We start from the raw sequence: 16,688 nt of genomic DNA, 5'->3' as shown, positions 1-16,688 counted from the left end.
CCCCCCCCCCCCCCCCCCCCCCCCCCCCCCCCCCCCCCCCCCCCCCCCCCCCCAACGGCCAGTGTGATGTCCACTGCTGTTGCGCCACTGTGCTTGAGCACGTTGGAGAGGGCTTCCTCGAGCAAACGTGTCAGCTCCATGCAGAACGCCACACGGGGTGGCCAGGGCCACGAGGCAGGGCAGGACCATCGGCTGGTCACGTCCATTTCATCGAACAGCGTCGAAAAACGGTGCCGGGTCGGAGCCATCCATTCCGAGGGTGTCGCCGGCATGTCGGCGTTGACGCGCTCGCCGCTGTCCATGACGTTGCGCAGGTCATCGCGCAGGGACTTGAGGGTCGAGATGTGGCGGCGCGCATCCGCATGCGCATCGGCATTGCGTTCCGCCTGGACGATGGCCCGGACCAGGGCGCTGCCAAAACCGTCATGCAGGTCATGAATGAACTGCATGCGCTCCTGCAAGCGCAAATTCGACAGTTCCAGTTGGTGCTCATTGCCCAAGGTCGTTTCCAGCTCCCGGCAGGCCTCCTCTACAGCGCTCGACAGCTCCACATTGAAGCGCTCGGTGCGGCGCATGCTGTGGGCGATGCGCGAGCCCAGCACGGCGGTGATCACGGCCATGGTGATGAGGTTGGCATAAGGGGTCAGCAGGACGGGATCGGGGATCTTCAGGTAATAGGTGCGCGTGTCGTAGAGCGCGATGATCACGAATCCGAGGCCCAGCGAGGCATACAACACATCCTGGAGCTTCCTGCTGCGCCAGGCATGGACCAGCGGCATGATGCAGCTCGCGGCAAAGACCAGCAGATGGGTTCTGACGCCAAGTTGCATGGCGGCCAGCAAGTGTTTTTCCGGCATGCACACAATCAGCAGCGACAGGCCCAGCGTCAGGGCTTGCAGGCTGCGCTCCTGCACCCGGCTGAGGGGCCGTCCCTGCAACTGGAAAATAAAAATCGCGTAGCACATGCAAAAGGCCATGAAGGCGATGGCGTTGGCCCGCGCCACATTCACCGTATGGCTGAACGGCCAGGGATCGACGGCCACGATGTTGTAGACGAACAGCACCCAGGCCAGGTTCAGCAGCGCGAACCAGCCATACACGGCTTGCTTGCGGTACAGCAGCCAGATCCCCGCGAACAGGCCGGCAATGCACAGCGAGCCGACCATGTTGATCAGGAACGTGGTGCGCTGCGACCACCATAGCTGCTGATGCAACGCCAGCATCTGCGCGGGAGGCCCCATCCTCACCAGTCCGAGGCCAGGAAACACCAGGGCTCGGCCCTGGACGCGGATCCAGATGTCATTGGCCTGCGGGTGCATTGCCGCGTTCGGGAGGATCCAGTAGCGGGGCGTATTCCAGCTTCTCGACAGCGGCTCCCGCAGGCTCGCGTCACGCCAGAGCAGGGTTTCGTTGAGGTAGACCTCGCCGGCCAGGTTGATCGAACTGGCGACCAGCGCGACCCACTGCTTTTCTGCGTCCACGCCTGCGCAGTCGTGGCGCCAGGTGATGCGATACCAGACCGCGCCGGTGAAGTCGGGCCAGCGGGTGGTCCAGATGTCGGGCAGCGTGACCGGTTGCCAACCCTGCGTTGGCCGGCCGGCCTCGCCGGGCTTCTCCCTCGCGGCCTGCACGGCGCTGATGGTGGGCGTACAGGCGTGCGCCCAGGCAACCTGGAACAGGCAACTGCCCAGCAGCATCACGATGCCGAGCAGCAACCCACCGAGGCGGCGATGCCTCAACACTACGTGAGCAAGCCGCGCGACCGCGCTTCGTTGATGGCGTTGATGCGCGACGACACTTCCAGCTTCCGGTAAATGTGCTTGATGTGGCATTCAACGGTGTAGAGCGAAATGTACAGGTGCTCGGCGATATTCCTGTTCGACTTGCCGCCCGCGACCAGCGTCAGGATCTGCGCTTCGCGTTCCGTCAGAAGGTCGGGCGACTTGGTTCGCTCGCTGTCCGAGGCGTTGGCCACCTCGTCCTTGGCTTGCGGAATGTGCGCGAGGATGTGTTGGGCAATAAACGGATCGATCGGCGCGCCACCGCGCAGCACGCTGCGTATCGACAAAAGGACTTCGAGGTCGTCGCGTTCCTTGAGCAGGTAGCCGGTAGCGCCGGCCTGCAGCGCCTGGAGGATTTTGTCCTGCGTGCTCCACGCGGAAATCACCAGGGTGCTCACAGGATGGGGGCGTTGGCGGAGTTCGGCGATGAGATCAATGCCGCTGCCGTCGGGCAGGCCGAGGTCCACCAGTGCGAGGGAAAACGCCTGGGTCTGGCTGATCTGCCGGGCATCGGCCAGGGTGCCAGCGACGTGAAGCGTCCCGGGGGCACAGCCCAGATCCGACAGGATCTTGAGCAAGCGCTCCTGGAAATGGGGCTCGTCCTCGACCAGCAGCACGCCAGAGGGGAGGGATTGCATGGCGGTCAGCGCGATCTTGGACATGGCGTTGTACTGTCGGATAGGCGAGGGGCGCCAAGGGTCGGCACGGCGAGCAATATAAGCTGATGGCAGAAGGCCGCGCCATCCCTGAAAACCGGGATTTTGTGATGCGGTTTATCGCGAGCAAGCTCGCTCAACATTGACAGACATAGGAACTGTAGGAGCGAGCTTGCTCGCGATAAGCAATCCACCTCCCACCCAAGGAGCCATTAAAAAACCCTTCCCTTAGGCCCGGATTCCATCGTTTTTCAAGGGGCCGCGTCCTCCCTATAGTCCTCGCAGACCCAGTCGAAACACCGCCGTGTTTCATCGATGCGAGACAAAGACATGAACAACGAAGCAAAGGTCGCTCAGGGCGTGCAACCGGGTGTTGGCACCTGTGTGGTGTGGGGCGGGGAGCAGGTCGAACACCCTTATAACGCCACCCAGACCCCGATCGTCGCCAGTGCCGCCTACGGCTATCACGATATCGATGCCTGGTATGACGTCGCACTGGGCAAAGAGCCGGGCTTCATCTACAGCCGCATGAGCAACCCGACCGTCGCGGTGCTCGAAAACAAGCTGTGCGCGCTGGAGCAGGCCGAGTCGGCCGTGGCCTTCAGTACCGGCATGGCGGCGATCAGCGGCGTCCTGCATACCTTCCTGTGCAACGGCAAGCGCGTGGTCTCGACCCGCGACAGCTACGGCGGCACCAACAAGATCTTCGAAGAGTTCCTGCCCCGCCAGGGCGTCGAGGTGACGCTGTGCGACACCCTCGACACCGAGGCCATCGAGCGCGAAATCGCCCTCGGCTGTGATCTTGTCTACCTCGAGACGCCCAGCAACCCGACCCTGAAAATCCTCGATATCCGCCGGTTGGTGGCGGCGGCAAAACGTGTCGGCGCGCTGGTCGTCGCCGACAACACCTTTGCCACGCCGCTGAACCAGAACCCGCTGGCGCTGGGCGTCGATGTGGTGGTGCACAGCGCGACCAAGTTCCTTTCCGGCCATGGTGATGTGCTCGGCGGTGTGGTCTGCGGGGCCGAGTCGCTGATGGCGCAGGTGCGTCACTACCGGGAAATCAATGGCGCCTCGCTGGACCCGTTTTCCGCCTACCTGATCATTCGCGGCATCAAGACCCTCGCCCTGCGCCTGCGCCAGCAACAGGCGAGCGCCCAGGCACTGGCGGAATTCCTGTGCAGCGAGCCGCTGGTGGAAGCCGTCAACTATCCGGGATTGCCGCAGCATCCCGGTCACCAAATCGCCTGCGCGCAGATGAAGGGATTCGGCGCGATCGTCAGCTTCGTGCTGGTCGGCGGGATGGACACCGTCGTCAAGCTGCTGCCGTGCCTGCGCTACGCCCACCGTGCCGGCAACCTCGGCGCGGTGGAAACCATCTACGGGCCGGCACGGACAACCAGCCACGTGGAAAACACCCTGGAAGAGCGTCAGGCGCTGGGCATTTCCGAAGGGTTGGTGCGGGTGTCCGTCGGTATCGAGGACACCGCTGACCTGCTGGAAGACTTGCGTCAGGCCTTCGCCACGGTACGTGCCCAACGCACGGATGTGGCCGGCAGCGAGCGGCGCGCCAGCGTGTCCGCCTGAGGGTGAGGGCGGTCTGCCCGGGATGGCGGGGCGCCCTGTTTCATGAAAGCAATAACAATAACAGTCGCTGGTGCATTGGTTGGTACTGCCTCGTTGCGGGTTTCCCGTTGAACACCAGACACTTCATGAGAATCAAACTATGTCCACTGAACACTCAACGACAGCGTCGGCTGATCCGGCCGAATACAAGAAAGAGATGCACACCCGCCACATCGTCATGCTGGCGCTGGGCGGGGTGATCGGCACCGGGTTGTTCCTGACCTCGGGCTACACGGTCAACCAGGCCGGCCCCCTCGGCGCGGTGATCGCCTATATCGTCGGCGCCGTGATGGTCTACCTGGTGATGGTCTGCCTGGGCGAACTGGCCGTGCAGATGCCGGAAACCGGCTCGTTCAGCAGCTACGCCACCCGTTACCTGGGACCGGGCACCGGCTACACGGTGGCCTGGTTGTACTGGCTGACCTGGGCCGTCGCCATTGGCTCGGAATTCACCGCCGCCGGGATCCTGATGGTCCGCTGGTTTCCGGACACGCCGGTGTGGATATGGAGCGCATTCTTCGCTATCACCGTATTCATCCTCAACGTGGTGTCTGTGCGCCTGTTCGCCGAGACCGAATTCTGGCTGTCGCTGATCAAGGTGCTGACGGTGATTGCCTTCATCGTCATTGGTGCCGGGGCGATCTGCGGCCTGTTCGAGGTCAAGCATGTTCAGGGCATCGGGCTGTCCAACTTCACCCGCGAGGGCCTGTTCCCCACCGGCTTGCTGCCCATCGCGATGACGCTGCTGGCGGTGTCGTTCGCCTTCTCCGGCACCGAGCTGATCGGTATTGCCGCCGGCGAAGCCAAGGATCCCCAGGACAGCGTGCCCAAGGCCATTCGCACCACGGTGGTCAGGCTGGCGCTGTTCTTCGTCGGCACCATCGTCGTCCTCGCGACCTTGTTGCCCCGTGAGCAGGCAGGCCTGGTGGAAAGCCCGTTCGTGATGGTGTTCGACATGATCGGCATCCCGTACTCGGCCGACATCATGAACTTCGTGATCCTCACCGCACTGCTGTCGGCGGCCAACTCCGGCCTGTACGCCGCCTCGCGGATGCTCTGGACCCTGAGTGACCAGGGCCATATGCCCAAGTGCTTCCGCCGCCTTTCGCCGCGCGGCACGCCGGTCAATGCGATCATCCTGAGCATGGCCGGCGCGGTGGCGTCGCTGCTCAGCAGCGTGGTCGCGCCGGACACGGTGTACCTGGCGCTGGTGTCCGTTTCCGGGCTGGCGGTGGTGGTGGTGTGGATGAGCATCGCCGCCAGCCAGATCGCGTTTCGCCGGCACTATGTGGCCAATGGCGGCCGCGTCGAAGACCTGCATTTCCGGGTGCGCGGTTACCCCTGGGTGCCGCTGGGCGCGATTCTGTGTTGCGTGCTGGCTTGCGTCGGGATCGCGTTCGACCCTGAGCAGCGGGTGGCGCTGTACTTCGGCCTGCCCTTTATCGCCTGGTGCTACTTCGTCTACTGGGTGACCCGCAAGAAGCGCGAACAGCGGCTTGCCGCCATGCTGCCGGTGGTCCCGGGCGTTAACGCGACCTGAAGATTCCGGTTCATGATGGACGGATTCAATTCCGAACGAGGTCGTGCCGATGAAGCAAAAATCCCTGCCGCCGCTGAACTGGCTGCGGTCATTCGAGGTATCGGCGCGCGCCTTGAACTTCACCCACGCCGCGGAGGAACTGCACCTGACCCAGGGCGCGGTGAGCCAGCAGATCCGCCAACTGGAAAACCACCTGGGCGTGGCCTTGTTCAAGCGCCTGCCCAGGGGCCTCGACCTAACCGAGGAGGGCCAGTCCTACCTGCCGGTGGTGCAGGACGCGATCAGCCGTCTCGCGGTGGGCACCAACGAGATTTTCGGCCAGCACAAGCGCAGGCCGGTGAAGGTCCGCGGCAGCCTGTCGTTCCTGCAGTACTGGCTGGCCCCGCGCTTGCTCGATTTCAGCCGCGAGAACCCGAACATCGACATCCGCTACATCAGCAACCTGTGGGTCAAGGCTCCGGATGGCGAGGACGACCTCGAAGTGCGCTGGGGCAATGGTGAATGGCCGGGTCTGCATGCCCAGCGTCTGACCTGGGACGTGCTGGTGCCGGTCTGCTCGCCGGCGCTGCTGGCGCGCTCGCCGATCCGTCAGCCGCAGGACCTCAAGCACCATCCGCTGCTGCATGTCCTCGGCTACGAAGAGGGCTGGGGCTACTGGCTCAAGCGGGTCGGCGCGGACGATGTCGATTACTCGCGGGGGCTGCAATTCGACACGCTGATTTCGACGATCCGCATGGCGGAGCTGGGGCAGGGCGTTGCCCTGGCGCGTTCCTCGGTGGTCGAGGACCTGCTCAGGGACGGGCAGCTTGTCGCGCCCTTCAGCCAGCGCATCGAAGCCAGCGAATCGTTCTACCTGGTCCGTGAGCAAGGGCGCGCGTTGCCGCCCGATGCCGCGCTGTTTTCAGACTGGCTGGTGGCTCAAGCCCATCGGCCTTCGTAACCCTTTCCTGGAGTTTTCATGCACTACGTGAGCACCCGCAATGGCGATGTACGGGCCGACTTCCGTGAAGTCGTGCTGTCGGGGCCTGCTGCCGATGGCGGGTTGTATGTGCCGGCGCACTTGCCGGAGATCAGCCCGGAGGAAATCGCCAGTTGGTCCTGGCTGCCCTTCGATGAGCTGGTATGGCGGGTGATCGCGCCCTTCGTCGGTGACGCGCTGGATGAGCCGACCCTGCGCGCGCTGCTCAGCGACAGCTACAAGGACTTCACCCATCGCGCGATCACACCGCTGCAGCAGATTGGCCATAACGAATGGATTCTGCAGTTGTTCCATGGCCCGACGCGCACCTCGAAAGACTTTGCCGCGCAGCTTCAGGCCCGGCTGGTCAGGCACTTTCTCGATGAATCGACTGGCGAAGCCCTAGTGGTGGGCGCCACCAACGGCGACACCGGCGTTGCCGCCATCAAGGCCTTCGCGGCCTGCCCGAATGTGCGCATGGCGATTCTCTCCCCGCGTCACGACGTCCCCGCGGACCGTCTCGCCGCCTTGCTGGCGGCCGACCCTGAACGCGTCCTGCTGATCCCCGTGGACGGCAGTTTCGATGACTGCCAGACCCTGGTCGCGCGGCTGTTTCGCGCCTGGCCGCTGGAGGGGGTGATTCCGGTCTGCTTCAACTCCACCAACTGGGTCGGCGTGCTGGCCCAGATCGTTTTTTACTTTCACGCCGCCTTGCAGTTGGGCGGTGGCACCCGGCCCGTCGGGTTCAGCGTGCCTGCCGCGAGCTTTGCCGAGATCTACGCCGGCTTCGTCGCGCAGAAAATGGGCCTGCCGATCAATCAGGTGATCGTTTCGACCAACAGCAACGACGCGCTGCACCGCTTCCTCCACCGCAATCGATATGCCACCCACGCCAGCCAGCGCACCCTGGCGCCGGCCATGGATTTTTCCCTGTATTCGAACCTGGAGCGCTTTATCTGGGAGCTGTACGGGCGCAGTGCCGGTTGCGTCAGGACGCTGATGGAACATTTCGAAGCCTGTGGCGAGCTGAGCATCGGCAACCCGCAGTGGCTGCAGGCGCGGGTACTGTTCGACTCCTATGCGGTGGAGGAGGCCGAGGTGCGCCGCGAGGTCATCCGCCTGCGCGAGGACACCGGCGCCATTGTCGATCCGCATACGGCGGTGGGCGCGCTGGCCGGGCGCATGCATCGGCGCAGCCTGGGCGCGCCGATGGTCACCCTGGGCCAGATCGCGCCGGAAAAATCCGCCGCGCTGCTGGCGCAATTGGGTGTGTGGGACGGCGAGGTGGCGCCGCCGCCAGCCTTGGCAGACGAGCCGCCGGTCCTTCAGCGTGGCGATCTGGACGGACTCTGTCATGTGTTGCGGGCTGCGCAGGCGAGGGCGCTATGAAGCGCATTCTGGACCCCCTGGACGAGCGCATCCTCGCCGAGCTGACCGCCAATGCGCGGATCGCTCATGCGGAGCTGGGGGCCAAGGTCAACCTGTCGCGCAACGCGGTGCGCCAGCGCGTCGAACGGCTTGAGCGCGATGGCGCGATTCAGGGCTATACCGTGCGGCTGGGCGACGCTCGCCGGCCTTCGTCGCTGATCAGCGCGGCGATTTTCGTTTATCGCTACGACCGCATGCGCGGCGACGATGTGCTGACCAAGCTGGGGACCATTCCCGAGGTGGTCCAGTGCGAGGTGCTCAGTGGCGAGTTCGACCTGATGCTGCGGGTCAACGCGGCGAGCCCCGAACGGGTTCACGCGGTCTGGAAGGAAATCGCGGCCATGCCCGGTGTGGAAAACACCGTGACCTCGTTTGTCCTTTCTGCTGTCTTCTAACTAACCCTTCCGCCCATTTCGCAACGGTTCGCTCCCACACTGTAGGAGCGAGCTTGCTCGCGATGCCCCCCACGCTTGCGCTGGCTCACCGCAGCGCAAGCGTCCCTTCGCGCCTCGATTTCAGGCGTTTGCGCACTGCGCAAATCGCTCAACAAATACAGCGTTTTGCCGTATTCAAGTGCCCTGGCCCGACTCGTACGCTGATGCCATCAAACAACAGCAAAGAGGAATGCCTTCGTGACTGAATACAACATTGCCCTGGTCGGCTTCGGTGGTGTGAACCGTGGCCTGGCCCAGTTGATCGCAGAACGTAATGCCACCTGGAAGGCGGCCCTCGGTTTCAGCCTGAAGATCGTCGGCGTCACCGACCTGTTTCTCGGTTCGGTGGTGAACCGCAACGGCCTGGACGCCGCCGAGCTGGTCGCGCTGCCCGCCGAGAAGGGCGCGTTGGCACGGATCGCCGGCGGTACCGCCGAGGCCTTCAATGAAACAGTAATCAAGCAGTCCGGCGCCGACATCATTGCCGAGGCGACCTTTACCAACCCGGTCGACGGCGAGCCGGCAGCCACCTTCTGCCGCTGGGCGCTGGAAAGCGGCATTCATGTGGTCACCACCAACAAGGGCCCGATTGCCTTGCACGGCGCCGAGCTCAAGGCGCTGGCCCGTCGCAAGGGCCTGGCGTTCGAATACGAAGGCTCGGTGATGAGCGGCACGCCGGTGATCCGCCTGGCCCGACAAGCCCTTGCCGGTGCGGAAATCCAAGGTTTCGAGGGCATCCTCAACGGCACTTCCAACTATGTGCTGACGCGGATGAAGGACGGCCTGGCGTTCAGCGATGCGGTGGCCCAGGCGCAACAACTGGGCTACGCCGAAGCCGACCCGACCGCGGATGTCGAAGGCCATGACGTGCGCCTGAAAGTGGTGATCCTCGCCAACGAACTGCTGGACGCGCGGTTGAGTGTCAGCGATGTCGCGTGCTCGGGTATCAGCGGCATCAGCGCCGCAGACATCGTCAAGGCGCAGGCCACCGGGCAATGCTGGAAACTGATCGGCGCCGCCAGCAAAGCGGCCGACGGTTCGGTCTCCGCCAGCGTCGAAGCGCGTTTGTTGCCGCTCGAGCACCCACTGGCCGGTATCTCCGGCGCGGTCAACGCGATCTCCTTCAACACCGAACTGCTCGGCGCCGTCACGGTGTCCGGGCCGGGCGCCGGGCGCATCGAGACGGCGTTTGCCTTGCTCTCCGACATCATCGCCCTGCACACCACCGACCGCCAGTAACCGGAGCCTTTCATGAGCGTATCTCGCATGGCCAGTGTTCAATCCGTAGCCCCGAGCCACATCGACGTGTTCAGCCCGTTCGATGGCCGTCCGGTCGGTCGCGTTGCCAACCTCGACGCCACGGCGGTGCCGGGCCTGCTGGCCCGGGCGCGGGCGGGCGTCAGCGAAAGCGCGGCGCTGCCACGCCATCGCCGTGCGCGGATTCTCGAGGAGGCCGCACGACTCGTTGAATCCGACGCCGCGGCGTTCGCCAGCCTGATCGTGGCCGAAGCCGGGAAAACCCTGCGCCAGGCCGAGAAGGAAGTGAAGCGCTGTGTTAACACGCTGAAGCTGTCCGCCGAAGAGGCGCGGCGCAATGCCGGTGAAGTGGTGCCGTTCGAAGCCTATGAGGGCTCGGAGTCCCGCCAGGGCTGGTTCACTCGCGAACCGCTGGGGCTGATCGTCGCGATCACGCCTTACAACGACCCGCTGAATCTGGTCGCGCACAAGCTGGGCCCGGCGATTGCCGGCGGTAACGCGGTGATCCTCAAACCGTCCGAGCTGGCGCCGTTGTCGGCATTGAAACTGGTGGAGTGCCTGGTGCGAGCAGGGCTCCCGGACAACGTGGTGACCACGGCCACCGGCGGTGTGGAACTGGGCCGGGCGCTGGTCGAACTGCGCGAGGTGCGGATGATTTCCTTCACCGGCGGCTTTGCCACCGGCGAATCCATCGCCCGCAGCGCCGGGCTGAAAAAGCTGGCGATGGACCTGGGCGGCAACGCGCCGGTATTGGTGCTGGAAGACTGCGACCTCGGGCCGACCGTGGAGTCCTGCGTCTCGGGTGCCTTCTGGGCCGCCGGACAGAACTGCATCGGCACCCAGCGCATTCTGGTGCACCGCGCGATTTACCCGGCGTTCCGCGAACAGTTCGTGGCGCAGTCGCGGGCCTTGAACCTGGGTGACCCGTCGCTTCGCGAAACGGATGTCGGGCCGATGGTCACCGAGCAGGCGGCCTGCCGCACCGAACAACTGGTCGAGGACGCCGTGGCGGACGGTGCCAGGGTGCTTTGTGGTCACCGCCGCGAGGGCACGCTGTACGCACCTACCGTGCTGGAACAGGTCAGCCACGCCAGCCGGATCTGGCAGCAGGAAGTGTTCGCGCCGGTGGTGATCCTCGAACCGTTCGACCACCTCGACGACGCCGTCGCCCTGGCCAACGCGCCGGAATACAGCCTGCACGCCGGCGTATTCACTCGCGACCTGTCGACCGCGCTGAAGCTGGCCCGGCGCATCGAGGCCGGTGGCGTGATGATCAACGACTCGTCCGACTACCGCTTCGACGCCATGCCATTCGGTGGCTTCAAATACGGCAGCCTCGGCCGGGAAGGGGTGCGCTTCGCCTATGAAGACATGACGCAGCCGAAAGTGGTGTGCATCAACGACATGGGCTGAGTCGTCGCGTCGGTGATTGCCGGTCTTGATGCCGGCCACCGACACCTCTGTCGTTGACCTGCTGGCACTTTGATGGTCAACTGCGCGCCTGTTTCAGGTGCCCCATACCGCCGTGTATGGGGTGAAACGGGAAGCCGGTTCGTCACTTTGCTGATCAGTCCGGCGCTGCCCCCGCAACGGTATGCGAGCGAAACATTCGAAAAGCCACTGTGCCCCGCGCATGGGAAGGCGAATGTTTCATGACCCTCGCGAGCCCGGAGACCGGCCTGAAGCATCGTTTGGCAAACCCGCGGTGGGCGGGCGCAGGCTGGTTTCCGTGGGCTGTCGCGCCCGCGATTCCCTATGCGTTGTTCCCTCCGGGATTCTTTCATTCCTGCTTCAAGTGGAACGACATGTCCCGTAAATCCCTGTTCAATTCCCTCTCGGGCACGCTGCTGTGTGCCAGCCTCGCACCTTGCGTATTGCTGTCCCTGCCGGTGCACGCCGCGGAAGACGAAAAAGCCCTGTCCCTGCCGGCCACGGCCATCAACGAGGTCGCCGAGCAAAACCCTCAGCCTGACCTGCACACCCCGAGCACCAGCGGTTCGCGCCTGGGGCTGGCGCCGCTGGAAACCCCGGCCAGTGTGACCAGCATCAGCGCCGAGCAGATCCTCAAACGCAATAACGCCACCGTGCAGGACGCCGTGACCCGCTCGCCGGGCGTCACCTTCATCGGCACCCCCGGCAATGGCGGCACCGCGCTGTCGGCCCGCGGCTTCACCGGCCACAGCTCGACCATGCAGTTGTATGACGGCACCCGCCTGTATGTCGGCGCCGGGACCGTCACGTTCCCGGTGGACACCTGGGCGGTGGAACGCATCGATGTGCTGCGCGGCCCGGCTTCGGTGCTCTATGGCGAAGGCGCTACCGGCGCGGTGATCAACGTGGTGCCGAAGAAGCCGTTCGAGGGCGAGATCCGCAATCACCTGCGCCTCGGCTATGGCTCGGACGACAAACGCCAGGCTGCGCTGGACAGCGGCGGCTCGCTGACCGACACCCTCAGCTACCGCTTCAACCTGAACCAGCAGGCGAGCAACGGCTGGGTCGATCGCGGTAACTCGGAAAGCATCGCCCTCAGCGGCTCGCTGCGCTGGCAGGCCACCGACGACCTGAGCTTCACCTTCAGCCATGACTACAGCGACCAGGAGCCGCAACGCTACTTCGGTACGCCGTTGGTGGACGGGCATTTCCGCGAGTCGCTGCGTGACCACAACTACAACGTCGAGGATGCGACCGACCACTACAACGACCAGTCCACCCGGCTGGTCACGGACTGGACGATCAACGACAACCTCAGCGCCAGCAACCAGTTGTACTTCCTCAAGGCCCAGCGCCGCTGGCGCAATGCCGAGACTTACACCTGGCTGCCGGGCGACCTTGTGCGGCGCGACAGCTTCATCAGCATCAAGCAGACCCAGGAGCAGGTGGGCGACCGTCAGACCTTCACCCTGCAGCATTCGCTGTTCGGGCTGGACAGCCGCACCGTGGTCGGCGCGGACTACAACTCGATCCGCTTCGTGCGCAAGCATGACTTCGGCAACGTCTACAGCGACACCGTGCCGCTGGCCGGCTCGGGTGGTGGCGGCTATGTCAGCACCGACCCGTATCGCTCCCGTGACGCCAACCAGGCGAAGCAGTTCTCGCTGTTCGCCGAGAACCGCACCCAGCTCACCGAGCAGCTTTCGCTGATCACCGGTGTGCGCCGCGATCAGGTCCACCTCGACCGTACCGATGTGCCGACTGACACCCGCAGTGATCGCAGCCTGTCCGGTGGCAACTGGCGCGCCGGCCTGGTGTTCGCCGTTACTGAGGACCTTTCGCTATACGGCCAATACGCGACCAGCACCGAAGGCGTCAGCAACCTGCTGACCCTCTCGACCGCGCAGCAGCAATGGGACCTCAGCACCGCGAAACAGACCGAAGTGGGCATCAAGCAGCAGTTGCTCGACGGCCGTGGCGAATGGACCCTGGCCGCGTACCACATCGTCAAGAAGAAGCTGCTGAGCACCGATCCGGTCAATCCGACGATCCAGCAGCAGATCGGCCAGCAGTCCTCCGACGGCATCGAAGCCACCCTGGAACTGCGTCTGCCATACGACGTGCAGCTTTCGGCCAACGCCGCCTGGGTTCGCGCCGAGTACGACGAGTTCGCCAGCGGCAGCAACGACTTCAAAGGCAACCAGCCGGTCAACGTGCCGCGCCGTTCCGCCAACCTGTGGCTGAGCAAGGACTTCGCCGAGCGCTTCAGCGCCGGCGCGGGCGCGCGCTACGTGGACAGCCGTTACGGCGACAACGCCAACACGGTCGAAGTCCCGAGCTACACCGTGGTCGATGCCAACGTTGACTGGCACGTGCAGCCGGACCTGACCCTCGGCTTGCAACTGAACAACCTGTTCGACCGCCAGTACGCCACCACCACCGGCAACAACGGTCGGCAGTGGTACCTGGGCGAGCCGCGTTCGTTCTTCGTCACGGCTGACTACACCTTCTGACTGCCGCGCCCCCGGCGGGGGCGCACGGAGACTGAATGTCCTCACTCAGTATCGAGGGGCTGGCCTGGGCCGCCCCCGGCCGTGACCGCGATCCGCTCTGGCTGCTGCGGGATATCCACCTGCGGGTCGGCCAGGGCGAATTCGTCGGCCTGATCGGCCCCAATGGCAGCGGCAAGACCAGCCTTTTGCGCTGCGCCTACCGTGCCTATGAACCGGCCATGGGCAGCGTGATGCTGGACGGCGAGAACCTGTGGCGGCGCACCCCGCGCTGGTGCGCACAGCGCATTGCCGTGGTGCTGCAGGAGTTTCCCCAGGAGTTCGGCCTGACCGTCGCTGATGTCGTGGCCATGGGGCGCACTCCGCACCAGGGGCTGTTCGACGGCGACAGCCCGGACGATGCCGCTCGAGTGGCGCAGGCGCTCGAGCGGGTAGGGCTTTCGGCGTGCGCGGCGCGCAGTTTCGCCAGCCTCTCCGGTGGCGAAAAACAGCGCGTGCTGCTGGCCCGGGCCTTGGTGCAACAGCCTGGCCTGTTGATTCTCGACGAGCCGACCAACCACCTCGACCCGCGTTATCAGCTCGAACTCCTGGGCCATCTGCGCAGCCTCGACCTGAGCATCCTCGCCAGCTTTCATGACCTGAACCTGGCGGCGGCGTTTTGCGATCGGCTCTGCGTCATCGCCGAGGGCCGCATCGTCGCCACTGGCACGCCGTCCGAGGTGCTGACCAGCGACGTGCTGCATGAGGTTTTCGGTGTGCGGGCGCTGGTCGACACCCACCCGCTGCACCCCTATCCGCGTGTCACCTGGATCACTCAACCATGAACTATCGGTTACTTGCCGGCCTGACGCTGGCGTTGGCGGCAGCGCCGTCGCTGGCCAGCGACTACCCACTCACCGTGCGCAGTTGCGAGCGCGACGTCACCCTGAACAAGGCGCCACAACGGGTCGTCGTTCACGATGTGAATATGACCGGCATGCTCCTGCACCTGGGCGTGCGCGAGCGCCTGGCCGGCTACACCGGCTTTACCGCCACCAAGCACCGCGACCCCTGGATCAGCGAGGCACTGCAGGGTGTGCCGCAGCTTGCCAGCCGCTATCCGTCCGTCGAAACGCTGTTGGCGGTGGATGCCGACCTGTTCTTCGCCGGCTGGAACTACGGCATGCGGGTCGGTGGCCCGCTGACCCCGACGTCCCTCGCGGCGTTCGGCATTCCGGTCTATGAACTCAGCGAATCCTGCTCATGGATCATGAAACAGCCGCGCGCCAGCCTTGATGACGTGTACCGCGACCTGACGAACCTGGGGCGGATCTTTTCCGTCGAAGACCGCGCCCAGGCGCTTGTCAGCCATATGCGTGCGCGCATCGAAGCGGTCGGCAACGCGGTTCGGCAGGGGCCGGACGCGCCGCGGGTCTTCCTCTACGACAGCGGCGAAGACCGGCCCACCACCTCGGGCCGCCTCGGCATGCCCCAGGCGCTGATCGATGCTGCTGGCGGGCACAACATCATGGACGACGTCACCGCCAGTTGGACCCAGGTGAACTGGGAAAGCGTGGTGGAGCGCGATCCGGAAGTCATCGCGATCGTCGACTACGGCCCGCTGAGCTGGCAGCAGAAACGTGATTTCCTGTTGCGTCATCCGGCGTTGCAAACGGTGCGGGCCATTCGTGAGCAGCGCTTTGTGGTGCTGACCTATCTGGAAGTCACACCGTCGGTAGAGAACGCCATCGCCATCGAAAAACTCGCCGCGGGTCTGCACCCACGGTTGTTCGCGCAGGACTCGCACTGATGCTGATCCGGAGCCATGCCGCCTATCGCGGGCTGCTCGCAGCCTTGCTGCTGGTCATTCTGCTGTCTTGCGTGGTCGCGCTGGCGTTCGGGCCGGCGGTGATTCCGCTGGGCACCGTCTGGGGGATCATTGGCCGGCAGGCCGGGCTTGAGCTGCCGGTGAACTGGAGTGCGGGGCAGGAGCATATCGTCTGGCTGATCCGTGCGCCGCGGGTGCTGCTCGGCGCGTTGGTCGGGGCGGGCCTCGCGTTGGTCGGGACCGCGTTGCAGGCGGTGACCCGCAACCCGCTGGCGGATCCGCACCTGCTCGGCGTCAGCTCCGGCGCGGCGCTGGGGGCGGTGTTGGTGATTCTTTACCTCGGCGAATTCATCGGCATCTTCAGCCTGCCGCTGGCGGCGTTTATCGGCGCGGCGGGCAGCATGCTGCTGGTGCTGGCGGTGGCCCGACGGGACGGGCGTCTCGAAAGCGACCGGCTGCTGCTCGCCGGTGTGGCGGTGTCGTTCGTGCTGATGGCGGGGGTGAACCTGTTGCTGTTCACCGGCGAGCAACATGCTGCGGCGTCGGTGGTGTTCTGGATGCTGGGCGGCCTGGGCTCGGCGCGCTGGGAGGTGATTTGGCTGCCGGCGCTGTGCGTGGCGGCTTGCATGCTGGCGCTGTGGGTGCTGGCTCGCGGGCTCAATGCGTTGATGAGTGGTGAACAGACGGCGATCAGTCTGGGGTTTAGTGGTCGTCGTCTGCGTATTCAGGTGTTTCTCTGCACATCGTTGCTGACCGGGGTGTTGGTTTCGTTGTCCGGGGCCATTGGTTTTGTCGGGCTGATGGTGCCGCATATGGCGCGCCGTCTGGTGGGTGCGGAGAACCGGCGCTTGCTGCCGGTCAGTGCGGCGCTGGGCGCGGTGTTTCTGGTGTGGGTTGATGTGGCGGCCAGAACTTTGATCGCGCCTGAGGATCTGCCGATTGGTGTGGCGACGGCGGCGTTGGGGGGTGTTTTTTTTATTGTGTTGTTGAAGCGGGGGCGATAGTGAGGGCGGGGTTTGGGTATCTGCCTCTCTTTCGGTCATTCGGTGGTTGGAAGGCGCATGTCGGAAGCTCTCCAGCGCTCTTGAGATCGAGCGCCGCGCGGGCGGCGCTCGGTCTTGAGGGCGCAGAAAACCTTTCGGCTTGCGCTTGGTCGCCAAACAGCCATGAAATGTGCAGATACCCCCCCCAAAAAAAACCGAATTTTTACGCCTTTTTTACGGCCCATCCCAACGCATAAAACGATACTGAGCGCGTTTT

General features: G+C 64.7%; 13 protein-coding genes and 1 riboswitch. Of the genes, 11 read left to right on the top strand and 2 right to left on the bottom strand.

The window, feature by feature from the left end; all coding sequences use genetic code 11:
* Together NTD82_RS17810 and NTD82_RS17805 are read right to left on the bottom strand one after the other, a co-directional pair.
* Positions 1-1,742, bottom strand: a 1,742-nt coding sequence (locus NTD82_RS17810; protein WP_262129638.1) for a hypothetical protein, incomplete at its 3' end; no start/stop codon positions are given.
* Positions 1,742-2,443, bottom strand: a complete 702-nt coding sequence (locus NTD82_RS17805) for a response regulator transcription factor (protein WP_262129637.1) — start codon at positions 2,441-2,443, stop codon at positions 1,742-1,744. The genes NTD82_RS17805 and NTD82_RS17810, both read right to left, overlap by 1 nt.
* A 324-nt stretch (positions 2,444-2,767) precedes the next feature.
* Here NTD82_RS17805 and NTD82_RS17800 point away from each other — a divergent pair, with 324 nt between their 5' ends.
* The 11 genes from NTD82_RS17800 to NTD82_RS17750 all read left to right on the top strand — a co-directional run bounded on the left by NTD82_RS17800 (position 2,768) and on the right by NTD82_RS17750 (position 16,432).
* Entirely contained in the window at positions 2,768-4,024 is a 1,257-nt protein-coding gene (locus tag NTD82_RS17800; RefSeq protein WP_095156653.1) for a cystathionine gamma-synthase family protein, read from the top strand.
* A gap of 139 nt (positions 4,025-4,163) precedes the next feature.
* Entirely contained in the window at positions 4,164-5,603 is a 1,440-nt protein-coding gene (locus NTD82_RS17795; RefSeq protein WP_095156654.1) for an amino acid permease, read from the top strand.
* 49 nt (positions 5,604-5,652) lie between these two features.
* Entirely contained in the window at positions 5,653-6,543 is an 891-nt protein-coding gene (locus NTD82_RS17790) for a LysR substrate-binding domain-containing protein (protein WP_095156655.1), read from the top strand.
* Positions 6,544-6,561: 18 nt separating this feature from the next.
* Complete coding sequence (gene thrC / locus NTD82_RS17785) at positions 6,562-7,950, top strand: threonine synthase (protein WP_262129635.1); 1,389 nt, start codon at positions 6,562-6,564, stop codon at positions 7,948-7,950.
* Entirely contained in the window at positions 7,947-8,384 is a 438-nt protein-coding gene (locus NTD82_RS17780; RefSeq protein WP_262129634.1) for an Lrp/AsnC family transcriptional regulator, read from the top strand. The genes thrC and NTD82_RS17780 overlap by 4 nt, the downstream gene beginning before the upstream one ends.
* Positions 8,385-8,621: 237 nt before the next feature.
* Positions 8,622-9,662: a homoserine dehydrogenase gene (locus tag NTD82_RS17775; RefSeq protein WP_262129633.1), complete on the top strand. Its 1,041-nt coding sequence runs from the start codon at positions 8,622-8,624 to the stop codon at positions 9,660-9,662.
* 12 nt (positions 9,663-9,674) lie between these two features.
* Entirely contained in the window at positions 9,675-11,093 is a 1,419-nt protein-coding gene (locus NTD82_RS17770; RefSeq protein ID WP_262129632.1) for an aldehyde dehydrogenase family protein, read from the top strand.
* Between the two features lie 78 nt (positions 11,094-11,171).
* Positions 11,172-11,378: riboswitch (cobalamin riboswitch) on the top strand.
* A gap of 107 nt (positions 11,379-11,485) precedes the next feature.
* On the top strand, positions 11,486-13,624 hold the full coding sequence (locus NTD82_RS17765) for a TonB-dependent receptor (protein WP_262129631.1): 2,139 nt from the start codon (positions 11,486-11,488) through the stop codon (positions 13,622-13,624).
* 35 nt (positions 13,625-13,659) lie between these two features.
* Positions 13,660-14,445 carry an ABC transporter ATP-binding protein gene (locus tag NTD82_RS17760; protein ID WP_262129630.1) on the top strand — a complete coding sequence of 262 codons (786 nt, stop codon included), beginning with the start codon at positions 13,660-13,662 and terminating at the stop codon, positions 14,443-14,445.
* Positions 14,427-15,410, top strand: a complete 984-nt coding sequence (locus tag NTD82_RS17755) for an ABC transporter substrate-binding protein (protein WP_262129639.1) — start codon at positions 14,427-14,429, stop codon at positions 15,408-15,410. The genes NTD82_RS17760 and NTD82_RS17755 overlap by 19 nt, the downstream gene beginning before the upstream one ends.
* Positions 15,410-16,432: a FecCD family ABC transporter permease gene (locus tag NTD82_RS17750; RefSeq protein ID WP_095156663.1), complete on the top strand. Its 1,023-nt coding sequence runs from the start codon at positions 15,410-15,412 to the stop codon at positions 16,430-16,432. Before NTD82_RS17755 ends, NTD82_RS17750 begins: the two co-directional genes overlap by 1 nt.
* The last annotated feature ends 256 nt before the right edge of the window (positions 16,433-16,688 follow it).

The organism is Pseudomonas sp. 5P_5.1_Bac1 (assembly GCF_025466015.1).
Lineage (GTDB): Bacteria > Pseudomonadota > Gammaproteobacteria > Pseudomonadales > Pseudomonadaceae > Aquipseudomonas.
This window is presented reverse-complemented; position numbering and strand designations above follow the sequence as displayed.

What these genes read in the sequence shown, in the direction of transcription:
- NTD82_RS17750 (WP_095156663.1), top strand. Translation starts at nt 15,410, where the DNA reads ATGCTGATCCGGAGCCATGCCGCCTATCGCGGGCTGCTCGCAGCCTTG.
- NTD82_RS17770 (WP_262129632.1), top strand. Translation starts at nt 9,675, where the DNA reads ATGAGCGTATCTCGCATGGCCAGTGTTCAATCCGTAGCCCCGAGCCAC.
- NTD82_RS17760 (WP_262129630.1), top strand. Translation starts at nt 13,660, where the DNA reads ATGTCCTCACTCAGTATCGAGGGGCTGGCCTGGGCCGCCCCCGGCCGT.
- NTD82_RS17765 (WP_262129631.1), top strand. Translation starts at nt 11,486, where the DNA reads ATGTCCCGTAAATCCCTGTTCAATTCCCTCTCGGGCACGCTGCTGTGT.
- thrC (WP_262129635.1), top strand. Translation starts at nt 6,562, where the DNA reads ATGCACTACGTGAGCACCCGCAATGGCGATGTACGGGCCGACTTCCGT.
- NTD82_RS17790 (WP_095156655.1), top strand. Translation starts at nt 5,653, where the DNA reads ATGAAGCAAAAATCCCTGCCGCCGCTGAACTGGCTGCGGTCATTCGAG.
- NTD82_RS17800 (WP_095156653.1), top strand. Translation starts at nt 2,768, where the DNA reads ATGAACAACGAAGCAAAGGTCGCTCAGGGCGTGCAACCGGGTGTTGGC.
- NTD82_RS17780 (WP_262129634.1), top strand. Translation starts at nt 7,947, where the DNA reads ATGAAGCGCATTCTGGACCCCCTGGACGAGCGCATCCTCGCCGAGCTG.
- NTD82_RS17805 (WP_262129637.1), bottom strand. Translation starts at nt 2,443, where the DNA reads ATGTCCAAGATCGCGCTGACCGCCATGCAATCCCTCCCCTCTGGCGTG.
- NTD82_RS17795 (WP_095156654.1), top strand. Translation starts at nt 4,164, where the DNA reads ATGTCCACTGAACACTCAACGACAGCGTCGGCTGATCCGGCCGAATAC.